Genomic DNA, 15591 nt, shown 5'->3' on the forward strand with positions numbered 1-15591 from the left:
CAGATACACGTTATTTTATAAATAGCTTACGCTTTTTTACTATGTGGTAATTAACAAATGAAAATTGAACAAGACGTTATTGAAACGCTAGAAGAGTTAAAAACCTTTATTATCTCAATTGAAAATGGTGGTTTAGGCTTAAAAGATGTAGAAGGCATTGGCTTAGCTAAAAATAACGCTGATGGTCGCCCTTTCATCGCTGTTTTTGATAAGAATCAGCAGTTGATTTATGGACGCTGGTTAAGCCAAGATGTTTATGATAATGGTAAGGATATTGTTCGTAACGGTGTGAAACATCACTAATTAAATACTTTAGGATCTGATCTTTATCATATTGTTATTGCGTTAGATCCTAAATACTGACCATAAGATATCTTACCTATCGTTTTAGTATTTTCGGTTTAGATCTATATTGAAAATAATTAGGCATAAATAGTTTAGGCTCTGTGGTTTTGTCGAGTACTTTTACAATGTAAGCAGTAAGGATATGCCGACCAATCTTTAACGTATCTTCTGTTAACGATAATGGGATTTTTGAATGTATTTTTACTCGCTGCAGATCTGAACGATATTGAGCATTCACTGCAACAATACTTGCTTCATGCCTTGTTTTACAAATAATACAAACATAACAATCAAACTTACCTGCACGCCCCCAGCCACTTAGAAATATATTCTTGGCGGTCACATAATACATATATAGGTATGCTCACACAGCCGTAATAATAAGCACACATTAATGCAATCAGGTGCTTATGTCATATGCTATTTTGTTACTACTTAGAACCTATATTGAATTACTTTTTTGTTTATATTATCAATTTGTTAGTATCGATAATTACAGAAATAATCAAGCCCCTATATATTTGACAAAATCATCTTAATACAGAGGCTCAGTTGATACTTATTCCGGTTTTCTTTCACCGGTCATAAATGCATGAAGAATTTCTGGTGTTAGCTCACCCGCCTCTTCTAATCGCTTTAATTCAGCAACAATTTTCTTCTGCTCATCAAGCTCGGGAATAGGGAGCTCTGGCTCTTTTTCGTAATCATCAGGTATAGATAAATTTAAATCATGCATAGGAAAACCCTAACTTTTAAATAGTATATTATTTGCTGATTATACACGTAAATGTTTCACGATAGCATCTTGTTTACCGTTTCACATGCATAGCCAAATGGCCTTTAATCTGCATAACTACTTCCACGTTGTTTGCCGCAGTCACCGGCATAAAAGATGCGGCAAAATAGATCATTGATGATCGATTAATGCCGCACTCATCATCGTTCTATTAAATCAATTTACCTACAATGACTGTTGGTGCTTTTCAATCAACATATCCATCGCTTCTTGAGCACGTTGCTGGGCATGAATCATGGTATCTTCATGTAACATTGGCTCTACTACTTCGTAGTAACATTTTATCTTTGGCTCCGTCCCTGAAGGTCTAACAATAACGCGAGCCCCACCTTGTAAGTGATAGATCAATACATCGCTAACGGGTAATTCAATACCTTCAACCGTACCATCACTAAATGTTCTCAACGATTGCTTATAATCTTCTGTGCATACAATCGGTAACCCTGCAATCTCTGTTGGTGGTTGATGGCGTAATGTATCACCGATAGGCGCTGCGGTTGGATCCAATGCAATGCTACGTTGCGCATTAATATACAAACCATGCTCACGATAGATAGCTTCTAATTGATCCCAAATAGTCTGCTCTTTAGCATGCAACTCTGCGGTTAATTGTGCAAACGCAACTAATGCAGATAAACCATCTTTGTCCCACACCTTACTACCAATGGTGTAGCCCAATGCTTCTTCGTATGCGAAAAGGAATTGATGCTCTTCTGTTTGTTGTGCCATCGCTACATTAGTTAGCCACTTAAAGCCCGTTAACGTTTGGTAATAACGCGCTCCAAGAGTCGTCGCAATCTTGCCAAGTAAGCTTGAAGATACAATTGTATTCCCCACTAGGTTTTGATTGGCATGTGCATGGCTTAATAAGTAATAGCCGAATAATGTACCAACCTGATCCCCTGTTAGCATTTGGTATTCACCGTCGTCACGACGTACAGCAACAGCAAAGCGATCTGCATCTGGATCATTGGCACAAGCTAATACTGCATCGTGGTTTTTTGCTTCCGCAATAACAAGATCCATCGCGCCAGTTTCTTCAGGGTTAGGGAATTTGACCGTAGGGAAAGTACCATCAGGCTCTCTTTGCGCTGCAACACTGTAAACATGGTCAAATCCAGCATCAGCTAATAATGTTTCTGCCATTTCGGCACCAACACCATGCATTGCCGTATAAGCGATGTTAATTGATTGCGGATTGGTGTGATTTATCAGTAACGGATTGGTATTCATCGTTTGGCGATAAGCTTGGTAGTAGTCTTCATCTAGCCAAACGAGTAGCCCTTTATCTTCAGCCTCTTCTAGCGGTAAATACGACAATTCATGTTTTGTCGCTTTATCAATTTCATCGGCGATTCCAGCATCTTGCGGTGGAATAATCTGGGCACCATTTTCCCAGTAAACTTTAAAGCCATTGTATTGCGGAGGATTATGGCTGGCAGTAACAACAACAGCAGCAGCGGTATTAAGATGTTTCACGCCAAATGCAACAACTGGCGTTGGTGCCACTTTTACCGTTAAATAGACTTTAATGCCTTGTGCGGTTAATACTGATGCTGTGTCATGTGCAAATTGTTGTGAATCAGGACGCCCATCATAACCAATAACAACACCTTTACTAGCCGCTTCAGGGACTGAACGTAACAGATATTGCCCTAATCCTGCCGCTGTTTCTTGAATGACTAAGCGGTTCATTCGATTAGGCCCAGCACCAACAACTCCGCGTAATCCTGCTGTACCAAAAGCTAATCGACCGTTAAAACGATCCGTTAACTCTGCTTGATTATTGTCTTGGATAAGCTGTTCTAATTCATTTCGTGTTTTTGGGTCAGGATCGCGTTCCAACCAACGAGCGATATCACTATTCATTATTATTGTCCTGCTATGTTGATGATTTTCTGAATCACAATCGAATTGATATGTTCAAGAACTTGCATCATTAAGTACTACATCATGCTATCAATAAACCACAAATGATAAACATTCGCATTATATACCATGCTATTTTTATCATATTTACATCTGTGTGTTTAATTATTGCACACGCAAACGATAGCGTGAATATTGCGCAGTACTCTATGATTTAGCGATAAAAATAATATACTGATGCGCTGCAATTACGAAGGTTAAAAAAACGCGTATAAAAAAACCGATAACGCTAAGAGCCTACTTGCTTTAGCTATATCGGTTTTTAATCTCTGAACCTATTTAATCAGTAAGATATTCTTACCACATCAAATCATCTGGAATAACGAAGTCTGCGTACGGATCATCTTCATCTGCAATACTGTCAGCCACTGTATTATTTAATACAATAGATTCTTCATCACGTTGTGCAATCTTATCTGCGACAGAAGCGGGGATTACTTCATAGCCATCAAGGTAACGTGCAATCGCTAAACGACCATTTACTAGCTGATTTTGCATTACTTTATCAACATAGATCTTTTTAACCGTTGAACCATCAGTAAAATTGTAACCGATATCACCACTCTGACGATCCAAGCGATTCATTTCAATAAGCTGTTTAATTTGAGCAGCCAGCTCTTTCGCTTTGATCTCTTCATCACGAACGCGATTAAGCTCTTTATCTTTTTCTAGCTGTGCTATGCGATTTGCTTCAACAGCAGCTTTTGCTTCTTTCGCTTGAGTACGAGATTTTTTAGTGGTTTTACCCGCCTTTTTAAGCTTCTTCTTATCTATAAGCCCTGCTTTTAGCATCTGCTCTTGTAGACTTAGCTTTGCCATTGAAACTCCGTAACATTCATTATTATTTATCAGTGTAGACACACTAATTTATAGCCGTATTATCACGTTTAGCGCTAAAACAGGTCAAGCTTAAACAATAAAATTACTTGCAGACTTTAAATCCATTCTTAATGGCTAAAGAATCAGTTATTCATCTAACAAATCACAGTTAACAATTTAATAAAAAAGTAGAGTTCAGCATTATTTCCCGCTTTGTCTCTTCCTTAGTCATTAAACTCGCGATACCTTACCATCATCTAATTAATTGAGTTATTCTCAAAATTTCGTCTCGCGTCGTTTAAAGATGCCTTACAATTTTTTCATTCATCATAAAAAATACTTACACTCAACTTATCGCCTTTTGTTTATGTAAAGATCACTGTTGAAAGTTATACACCGAGCCTAAATTAAGTATCTGAGTCAGTTCATCTAATGCGGTGCGAGATTCCACCAGCAAATTGGGATCAGCTAAATCAGCTTCAACTAAACGATCACGATAATGCTTATCAACCCACTGGTTTAAAACAGAAAATTTATCATCTGACATTAACACCTCAGGATTTACAGCTTGCAGTTCTTGTTCATTAAGCACGACACGTAGTCGTAAGCATGCTGGTCCTCCACCATTTGCCATACTCTGCTTCAAATCAAAGATCATCACTTTATCAATGCCTTGCTGACTCGTTACTAATTGCTCTACATAGCGTTTAACTTGGCTATTTTCTTCACACTCTTGCGGTAAAACCAGTACGGTTTCTCCATTAGGTAACGATAATAATTGTGAGTTAAATAGATAGCTTGAGATCGCACTATCAATCGACACACTCGAAGTAGGCACTTCAATGATCTTAAAGTCCTCACCCATTTTTTGTTTTAACTCTGCATACACTTTCGTTTGATCAACATACGCTTGCTCGTGACAAAACAATAAATCTCTATTACCAACAGCAATCACATCATTATGGAATACACCTTGGTCAATCACAGCAGGATTTTGCTGAGCAATCACAACTTGCTGCTCATCTAATTGGTGTAACCGTGCTATAGCTTCACAAGCCTCAAAGGTTTGCCTTGCTGGATATTTCTTTGGTTGAATAAAACGACTATCAAAAGCATGACGACCGTGAACAAAAAACTCAACGCCAGCTTCACCATATTCACGACAAAAGCGGGTGTGATTGGCCGCCCCTTCATCGCCAAAATGATTCACCGAAGGTAAAGCGCTATGATGATGGAAATGTTGTTCACTCGAAAACATCGCTTTTAAAATCTTACCTGTTGTCACATGCTCGATTGAACGGTGAAACTGATTAACTAAATTAGCTGGGGTGAAATGTACTCGCTTATCAACAGTATCAGCAGATGGCGATACTGTGGCTGCATTGGCTGTCCACATACTGGAAGCTGAATAGCAAGATGCTAGTAACTTGGGATTATGTTTTGCTACCTGCTGGATAATATTTTTATCTGAGCCAGAAAAGCCCAAACTACGGAGCGTAGCAATATCTGGTCTTTCTTGTGGTGCAATGATCCCTTGTACTAAGCCTAGATCAGCAAGGGTTTTCATTTTTGCCAGCCCTTGTTTCGCTGCTTGCTTAGGATTAGACGCTTTGGCGCTGTTCTTAGCTGACGCAAGATTACCGTAAGCTAAACCGCTGTAATTATGCGTCGGGCCCACTAAACCATCAAAATTCGCTTCAAATGCTTTCATTTTCCATCCATGTCATCCGCTAAATACATAGCAATTAACATAACAAAATTTTTACATTTACCGCAACAAAACACGTTTATGTCTAATTAGTCATTATTTATAGATTATTATTTTATATCGTTCGTAAGTTTCCTTTATATAGGCTTGTTTTCTGCACTTATTGTAAATTAAATGAATAACTACGCAGTTTTAGGTAAAAAAAAGCAGCCACTAAGGGCTGCTTTTATATTCTATTTTTCTATTTAGTGACCGCTATCTATCTTAAATGCATTGTGATCAAACAGTGAATTCATAATATCAACAGAAGAAGCCCCATCCACTAACCCAAGATCATGGGCCGGATGAATATTACCTAAGACAATATTTTGCGTCTTACCGTCATCTGTTGTGATATCAAGATTAACATTACCTTTATCATCAACACCTGCACTTACATGATCCAATAAGTTATCCATATCTGACTTACCACTATCATCATTGCCAAGCAATTCTCGGATATCAATCTTATCTTTACCAAGCTCAAAATCAGCAATAGTATCGGTATTATTGCTATTAGATAGCGATGTTTCATGCCAAGTAAAGAGATCATCACCAGCACCGCCAGTTAAGATGTCATTTCCAGTACCCGCGAGTAAATTGTCGTCACCATCGAAACCAAATAAAGACTCACCTTGGCTATCTGCGATTAAGTCATTGCTCTCTTCATTACCAAAGTTCTTACTAAGCTCAAGGCTGCCGTTATTCAATAACGTTGTCACTTTATCCGTTGCAGTCATCTCACTAGATGTACTACCAAATAAGTCATGGTTAGACACACCATCTAGAATGATATTCTGCACTACCTTATCTTGATCGTTAGAGATCTGAATTAAGGTACTCCCATCTTGCTCAGTGATATTCAGACGATTATTCAAATCCGCTAATGAGTGAATATCTTTCGTGTCTAATGCATCACCTAGGCTGATAGTATCGATACCAACTTCAAAGTCCATGATCTTATCTGTCGCAGGGGCATCTGCCGTACCGAAATCACTTTCTGACCATAGGAAGGTATCTTTCACCCCATCACCATGACCGCCTAGCTCCCCACCCCATAGAATGTCATCACCAGCACCACCAACAAGGATATCAGAGCCTAAACCACCAACCAGTACATCATCACCATCACCACCGTAAAGCGTTGCTGCTGCAGTACTGTCGATGATCAGATTATCGCCACTCACATTTGAATTGTGACCAATAACGTTATTTGTTTGCGATAAATCATCTACAACGATATTGATATTTACAGGTGCAGATTCTGCATAAGAGCCATCAGATTCAGTCGAAACCGCGACAACATTAATTGAGTGCGTACCTTGGTCAAGATCTTTGATATACAAGCCATCAACCTTGTCAGCTGGCACTTCCCAATGACCATTACCAAGATCTTTACCAATAACATTACCGTCTTTATCAACAACCTGACCTGAACCTAAATTCGTTAACTTAACGGTTAAGGTTTCAGATGCATCTGCGGATGCCGCAGCAATTAAGCCAATCAGTGGCAACATGGTACCAACAGAGCTTCTTATCGCTGCTGTTTGTAAATGTTCCGGACTGATACTTAATGATGGCGCATCTGCTTTAGGAGCTACATTAATTTCAACTTTATTAGTTGCAGCTTGGTTACCGCCAGAGCCTGTATTGCCGCCATCGTTAGTCGTAATGGTTAACTCATCTTTACCACTGTAATTTTCATCGCCGGTATAACTTACCCCACTATTAAATACGGCATTAATATCATCCATTGAACCTTCAAGCGTGACATTACCGACTCCATTTTGAACCACTTTCACTGGGCTGTTATCTGGCAATGTAATCGTTAATGAACCATGAGCTACACTTAGCTGTACCGACATACCAGTATTATTGGCTAGTTCATTAAAGTCGACGTCTGATACTTGTAATCCAGTGATAACAGTAGCAACGTCTTCATCTGCCGCAATACTGGTTGGTACATGGTTAACAGGCGCATCGTTAACCGGTGTCACCGTGATATCAACCGTATCGATATCCGTTAATACGCCACCTGCACCAGCGTTACCGTTATCGCTGGTAGTCATGGTTAACTGATCTTTACCTGCATAATTCTCATCACCGGTATATTTAATACCGTCAGCAAGTAATGTGTTGATCTTATTGATATCACCACTGATAACTAACTTACCGTCACCATTATCAACAATATTCAAACCTTGCGTATCAGTTGCAATAATCGCTAACTGGCCATGACCTACTGCTAACGTCACCGTCATGTCACCTGATGCGCCATTTTCCTTCGCATCTACATCACTGATCTTAAGACCACTGATCACATGGCTGCTGTCTTCATCAACAATAAATGCATCAGGTACCGTGTTCACTGGCGCATCGTTAACAGGCGTCACCGTGATATCCACGCTATCAGTATCGGTTAGAGCACCACCTGCACCAGAATTGCCGTTATCGTTGGTTGTCATGGTTAAGCTATCAGTACCGTTAAAGTCTTTATCACCAACGTAATTGATGCCTTTATCCAATAGCTGATTGATCTTAGTAATATCACCTTCAATGGTTAATGTGCCATCACCATTACCTTTGATCACCAGACCTGTTGTATCGACACCATCAGCAATACTTAATTGACCATGCTGTACACTTAACGTCACCGTCATGTTCATTACTGCATCATGATCATGACTATCTACATCAGTCACTTGCAGGTTCTTGATCACGAGTATTGCATCTTCTTCAACTGTTAGCGGATCCGTTGGCATATGGTTTACAGGTGCATCGTTATCAGGCGTCACATCAACGTGGATTGTTTTATCCACCGCAACGCTATCTGTACCAACAACACCGTTATCCACCGCACGAATATCGAAATCTAGATCACCCGTCCAAACCTTACCGTCAATCACAGTTTGGTTGTTCGCATCACCTGGGTGGAAGGTCAATGTATCAAGCTCAGAGCCATCAACTTTAATGACCCATGAACCATCTGCTTGTTTTTCACAGCTGCCTTTTACACCATCCGGTAATGTAAATGAACTTGAATCAGGCACATTAGTAATGGTGATTTGTAGTGATTCCGCCCCATTTTCATGCACATTTGAATTTGGGTTCTTAACGGTGTTTTCGTCATCATAAGCTTTAATGCCTAAATCCAACGTGATTGAACCATTTTCATCACCAGATGCATTTGGGTTTACATCTGTATCGACTTTATCAGCAACTGGCTGAACATCAATAGTGATGGTTTTACGGTTTTCAGCTGGCTTGTCTAAGGTTTCTTCTTTTGAATACACCACAATATCGATATTAACTGTACCGCTGAAATCTTTCGGTGGCACAATTTTCACGCTACTTAAATCAAATGATTCCCCCGAACCGCTAAGTGTCCAAACACCACTACCATTATTGGTTGCGCCTTGAACAATAAAGCCATCCGGTACATTTTCTAACTTAATAGAAACAATATGCTCAGAGCCATCGCTGTCTTGTAGTGTTCCACCAACACCACTTAATGAAATAGCGGTATCTTCATTACCGACAATCGGTGTCTCAGTACCATGCCATTTAACTTCGTCATTAACAGCAACGACATCAAAACTCACTGTGTTATCAAATGTCTTTGATGCTGATACTTCTTTGCCACCAGCCGTTTCATCATAAACAGTGGTATCAACAACCGTGGTTTTCACATCAATATCAACCTTGCCGCTAAAATCAGGCGCTGGACGGAAATGAATATTCCCCATCTGGCTAGCATCAATGGTGATAGATGAACCTAGTACATTGCCATTTGCATCAATAAACACACCATCGGCACTGTCTTTAAGCGTTAATGTCACAGACTCAACGCTCTCTTTACCGTCAGTTAGCTCTGTGCTGACATCTTTTAGTGCTACAGATAGATCGAGCTTGATATCTCCATCTTCATAAGCAACATCTTTATAAACTTGCTCTGTTTTATCATCAGAAGACGAGATCGGCTGCTTATCACCGTTTAAGCCTTCAGTTTCAACCACGTTGATTTCAACCGATTTAGGTCCATCCACTTCAGGTGCAATTTGCACTGAAATCGTGTCAGTTTGTGTTTTGTAATCACCACTTTCGGTATCGGTAGTCACAAACTTCACATCTAGCTTAAAGTCACCGGCAAAATCTTTCGGCAAGTTAATGTGAATGCTAGATAAGTCCACTTCACCATTCGCAGATACCGGTACTTTCAGTACATACTCACCTGTTACGTGATTATAATCAGCTCCAGAAATCGAAGCCCCATCTGGTAGATTTTTAGCATCAATAACAATGGTTAACTCATCATTCAATTGATGACCGTCAGCGGTACTCACTTTTAGGATGTGATCGGTAATTTGTTTACCTAAATCTACCGTGTGATCTTCTGTACCCGTTACAACGTGATCTTCAATGATGATGTCTGCAGCTTTTTCATCATGACTTTCAGTATTCTTACTAAAATCAAGCGTAATAGTGTCTTTCTTAACCACTAATGCACTTGGATCACCATCGTCACTTAAATCTTGAACCATAGCGCTAATTTGTAGCACTAGAGTCTCTTTAAAGCCTTCTGGTGCTTTGATCTGCAAGTTGCCTAATTGCGACTGAGGAATCGTCCAACTACCATCACCATTGTTAATACCACCAACAATCACAAAACCTTCAGGAATAGGTTCTAGTACGACTTGCTGAATAACTTCAGAGCTGGAATTATCGTCATTAACCCAAGTGATTTTGCCATCTGAGTCAGCACCATTAGAGAGATCAATTACACCATCACTGTCACAGCTAATATTGGTAACAGTTTTGCCGTCATCACTTACAACTAACTGACCATCGCTTTCCACAACAGCTTCAATATCAACGGTTAAAGTACCTGTAATATCTTTCGTTACCGTCTCTTTATCACCATCAACATCCGTCTCTGATACCGTTACTGTTGAAGTTAACGTGATATCTTTATCCGAATCTTCTGGCGCATGCAGTGTTAACTTAGTGCCATTCAATAACTGTTGTAATTGGCTATCAGTAAAGGTGATTTTTCCTGATGCATCGGCAACTAATAACGTATCACCCAAGAACAACTGGTAACCTTGTGGTAAACCGTTTAATGCAACAGCCGTAATATGTTCTTTCGGATCGGTAAACTCAGGTGGTAACCAATCAATTTGAATCGGTTGATCTTCAAAACCCTTAGAAACCGTACCGTAATCTGTCGCATCAATCTCAGGCGTAACATGAATAACCAATTCGCCATTAAACGCCTTACTCGCACCATCGTTTTCAGTCACCACGACTCGTACATCAAGCGTAATGTCTTCTGTGCTATTTTCAGGTGGTACGATTTTTACATCATTTAACGTTGTCAGATTAACCTGATAAATAGGCTGACCGTTTTTATCTTCACCAGCATAAACCAGTGTTTGAAGGTTACCGTTCTGATCGTACAGTTTTGCCCCTTCTGGAATACCAGAAACCACAATACTTAAGGTTTCAGAACCATCAGTTTTACCATCAACCGTGTGCTCACCTGATACCACTTTAAAATCAAACTTCGCGCTACCGTCTTCTTTGATCGTGGTTTGTAAGCCAATTTTACCGTTATCTAAACGGGTCCAATCAGAATTTTCTGATTCAATTCTCGCCTGATCAACCACACCGGTTAATGCAATATCAATCGATTGTGGACCAACAACTTTCTCGCTAGTTTCCGTTGTCACATTACCATTAGCATCAGTAATGGTTGCAACATCTCGGATCACACCATTGACTGAGATACTAAAGTCAACGTTGCTATCTAATGGCGGCTGAAGTGATAGACCGTTCAAGTCTTCATATTTAATTTCATACACACCATCAGCATTTGGCGTCAGAAGTTGATCATTTAAGTACAATACCGCACCTTCAGGAAGTGCTGAGATTTGTAGGAATAAATGCTCAGAGTTATCGGTATTATCATCTAACGACACAAAGTTAATGTGCGTTGATAGATCAATGCGCTCATCTTCTTTCGATTCAACACGCGTTACTTTTAACGTGCCATCATCAGCTTGAGGATTTACATTGATAACAATTTCTTTCGCAGTCGATTCTGCTGTCTGATGGCCATTAACAAAGTTATCAAGCTCTTTACTTTCAGCTGTGATAGACAGTTTAATATCACCACTAAAGTTATCAGCAGGGTTCACCTCAACAGACTTCATTTGCTCAGCATCTACTTTGTAAATACCTGACCCTGGTGATGTTTCAACTAATGTTTGACCATCAATTTCTAATGTACATTTATCTTGGTACTCTTTTGGTACCGTAATGTAGTAGAACAATGCTTCAGAGCCATCGGTATCTTGCAGATCAGCAACAACACTTAGCTGAACATTAGAACCATCTTCATCAACAACATAATGTTCAACAGAGCTTGCACTCCATGTTGGCGTATCTGCAATACCCTGAACATCAATCGAGAACTCACCATTCATTACTGGGTGGTTACCACCATCAGTGGTATTCACTTGTGCACTAACATCAAATTTAATACCGTTTGCAGAGGTCGAGAAATCTTCTGCAGGAACAAAAGTCACGCCTTGTAGGGTGTAATTCTCACCGCTAGCATCTGCTGTAAATGCACTTGCAGGAATAGTGATTGAACCATCGCTATTAACAGCTAAAGGCTGACCGTTAAACATAAAGACGCCATGCGCTTCGCCTTGCGGGTGAATAGTCACAGTGCCAATGTGCTCACCACGATCATTATCACCAACATTGATGCTCATATTGATCGCAATACCATCACGATTTACATCAACATTATCGTTAGGATCGGTTGAGTGACGACCGTCTTCTTCCTGACCAATGCTGTTTTGCAAGCTTAAGGTTGCATCTTTATCCGACACTTCAAGCGTGATCGTACCTTGTGCCTTATCACCGTCGCCATCGGTTACTTCAAAGCCAATATTTTTAAGGATCTCTTCTTGGTTATGATCCAAATTATCGTTCGCAGCAAAGTAAGTATCACCATTAGGTTTGATCATAAGATCACCTAACTTTTGACCATTCTCTGTTACTTCATAAATACGATAACCGCCAGACTCAGGCAATGTTGATAAATCAATATGCTGTCCATCAACAATCAATGCTGTGACTTGTGCACCATCCGCACCGGTACTCACAATCACATTTTCCAGTGTCGTCGTGCTGTGCTCAACCGTATTTAGCGTTACATCATGTACAGATGGAATATCATCTTTAATTGATACATCAATATTGACTGTACCGCTGGTATCACCATCTTTATCAACGGCATAAACAGGAAATTCAATCTTAAACTCATCTTCACCTTGAGTGGGATGATCTATTGTCCCTTCCAGCTTAAATATATAACGACCATTAGGTAACAAGGCATAGGTGAAGACAACTTGTCCATTCGCTATCCCTTGATAAGTACCCACACCTGTCTGCTCAAGAACAACGTCGTGGCCTTCTGACTTAATGGTATTTTGAGCATTAAACGCTTCTACATCGACCTTAAAGTTAGACACATAGTCACTGCCTTGATCGACTTGAATATCACCCAGTGCTGTTACGCCATCTTTTGATGTATGTGAACCACCCGCTAATGCATCTTCATCAACACTGATAGCTGGAGCAGAAATAATGATAGGTGCGGCACCATCATTAATGGTGATTTGCGCATTTACATTATTGGCAAGGTTATCACCGTCAGTGTCTTTGACTTGGACCGGCACATCGATAACAATCTTATCGCCATCAACACTTACAAAACCTGAGGTTTCACTACCATGATGATCTAAAGGCGCATGTTGAGTAATGGAAACTTTCACGTCTACATCATGACCATTAGCTGCCTGTACTGCTGAAACCGCAACCGTTAGAACGACTTGACCATTAGCAGTACCGATTAGCTGACCATCGTGATAGCTAAAGCTAATTTTTGAACCAGATGCTGTTAACTCTGACTGCAACTCATCAATTAATGCCGAAAGATGTGTACTATCGATTGAAACCTTAGTTGGATCTAAACGGTCAACGCCAGCTTTCACCGCAATGTCAACATCACCTGAAACAGGGTAACCTTGTTCACCTGCTGTCGGTTGTAAATCGCCTTCAGTAATAACGATAGAGCCAGTTTCGCCACCTTTTGCATCCTCACCATCATGAATATTGATCGTGATCTGACCCGGCTTGCTGTTATCACCGTCATAGTCTTGAGCAACGACATCTAGCTTAATAATTTCATTATCAGCATTCTTGTCATCGACCTGATCAATCGGTTGTTTTTGTTCAACAACGTAATGACCATTAACATCAATCTTGATTTCCATCACAACTTGAGATGGATTGTCTTTTAATACTACGGTGATTGTAGAGCCATCAGCACTTAATGAGTACGTCGTTTCATGACCATTACTGGTTAAACCATCCAACGATGATTGGTTACCTTTAAAGTACACTTTCGCGACTTGGTCACTGCCCGTATCAATATCAATAGTGCCAGATGCTGTTGCTGTGCCTGATACCCCTTCTTCCAAGGTTGCTGTTGAATCATGACCAAACGAAGGCTTCTGACCATCTTTAATCGTAATGTTCACATCAACGGGTTTGTCTAACGCGTCACCATCGGTATCTTGCATTTGAACAGGTACATCAATAGTGATCTTACCGCCGGTAACATCAACATAGGTGCCGTTTGATTTTATGTGATCAAGAGGCAAAGCCTGATGAATGGCCAAATCAACAGTCACATCACCATTCGCTGATGAAGACGGCGTCATGCTAATACTTACCGCTTCTTGACCACTTGTTGTCACACCCGTAATAGTGATTACACCATTAGCATCAGTGTGAACAGTGAAAGTCAGTGCTTCACCATTTGACGTTAAGCTATTGAGCTCTTTTACTAAATCTACTTGTGCGCTATCAGCAATCTTCAAGCTATTAGCAACTAATGCATCATCTGTGGCATTAACTGTAAAATACGTATCTGCTGAAACAGGGTAACCCTTACCAGCTTTAGGATCTTCAAGATCACCTTCTGTAATCGTGATGTTTGCTACAACACCCTCACCGGTAGGGTTTAGACCATCTTTAATATGGATCTCTAATTGACCCGTATTACTGATATCACCGTCTTTATCTGTTGCAGTAACAGCCAGATTAATATCAACGGTATCGCCTTTGCTGTTGTCTTGCTCAATTGGCAGATGTTGATGAACCGTGTAACTACCATCGACATTGATTTCAATCGTCATTACCGCTGCGCCATCATTCGCGCCACCGTCAATCACAACTTTAATTTCATTACCATCAACCACATAACGGGTTGCTTGGTTATTAGATACAATCCCTTCAAGTGATGGCTGAGACTGCGCAAAATCAATATGTGCAATATCATCAGAGCCCACATTTAGCGGGATTTTACCTGTTGCGGTTGCACCATTTTCTGTTTCAGTGATCGTTGTACCTTTATCGATACCAAATTCAGGGTTCGCACCATCAACAATCGTGATATCCACATTGGCAGGTTTGTCTAACCAATCACCATCGGTATCTTTCGCCTGTACAGGGACTTTAATCGAGATGTCATCACCATCGACAGTGACAAAACCTGAACTGTTACCTGAAGCCTGATGATCCAGTGGTTGTTCTTGGATGATTTTGACTTCGACATTAACGTTTTGACCCGCTTGCGTTGGGGTTAATTCAACACGTACAGCAACCGTATCAGTACCTGCGATGGTACCGACCAAGTTACCATTGGCATCAATCGTAAAGGTTAATGGTTTGCCGCCGGATGTAAGCTCTGCGTTGAGCTCTTTAATTAAATCCGCTTGCTGCGTCGCATCAATGGCAACGGTGGTTGGATCGAGGCGATCTTCACCCGCAACCAGCGTAAGCTCACCGGTTTTCTCTACCGGATAAGTGGTATCTG

Annotated in this window: 7 protein-coding genes; 1 reads left to right on the forward strand and 6 read right to left on the reverse strand. The window is 40.4% G+C overall.

What is annotated here, in order from left to right; genetic code table 11:
• The first annotated feature begins 57 nt into the window (after positions 1-57).
• Positions 58-303 (forward strand): hypothetical protein, encoded by a 246-nt coding sequence (locus C9J46_RS20005; protein ID WP_005365946.1) that lies wholly within the window; start codon positions 58-60, stop codon positions 301-303.
• Between the two features lie 76 nt (positions 304-379).
• Here the strand turns inward: C9J46_RS20005 and C9J46_RS20010 are convergent, their stop codons facing one another.
• From C9J46_RS20010 to C9J46_RS20035, 6 genes are all read right to left on the reverse strand, one after another.
• On the reverse strand, positions 380-697 hold the full coding sequence (locus tag C9J46_RS20010) for a hypothetical protein (RefSeq protein WP_107207527.1): 318 nt from the start codon (positions 695-697) through the stop codon (positions 380-382).
• Positions 698-904: 207 nt separating this feature from the next.
• On the reverse strand, positions 905-1081 hold the full coding sequence (locus tag C9J46_RS20015; protein WP_005365948.1) for an ATPase: 177 nt from the start codon (positions 1079-1081) through the stop codon (positions 905-907).
• A 225-nt stretch (positions 1082-1306) separates the two neighbouring features.
• A complete protein-coding gene (locus tag C9J46_RS20020) occupies positions 1307-3010 on the reverse strand; it encodes a phospho-sugar mutase (protein WP_107261954.1) in 1704 nt (567 codons plus the stop codon).
• A 357-nt stretch (positions 3011-3367) separates the two neighbouring features.
• Complete coding sequence (locus C9J46_RS20025; RefSeq protein WP_107207525.1) at positions 3368-3889, reverse strand: DUF2058 domain-containing protein; 522 nt, start codon at positions 3887-3889, stop codon at positions 3368-3370.
• A 376-nt stretch (positions 3890-4265) separates the two neighbouring features.
• Positions 4266-5600 (reverse strand): N-succinylarginine dihydrolase, encoded by a 1335-nt coding sequence (gene astB, locus C9J46_RS20030; protein WP_107207524.1) that lies wholly within the window; start codon positions 5598-5600, stop codon positions 4266-4268.
• 242 nt (positions 5601-5842) lie between these two features.
• On the reverse strand, positions 5843-15591 hold a 9749-nt coding region (locus C9J46_RS20035), incomplete at its 5' end, for a type I secretion C-terminal target domain-containing protein (protein WP_107291423.1).

Source organism: Photobacterium sp. GB-36 (genome assembly GCF_003026135.1).
In the GTDB taxonomy this organism is placed as follows: Bacteria; Pseudomonadota; Gammaproteobacteria; order Enterobacterales; family Vibrionaceae; genus Photobacterium.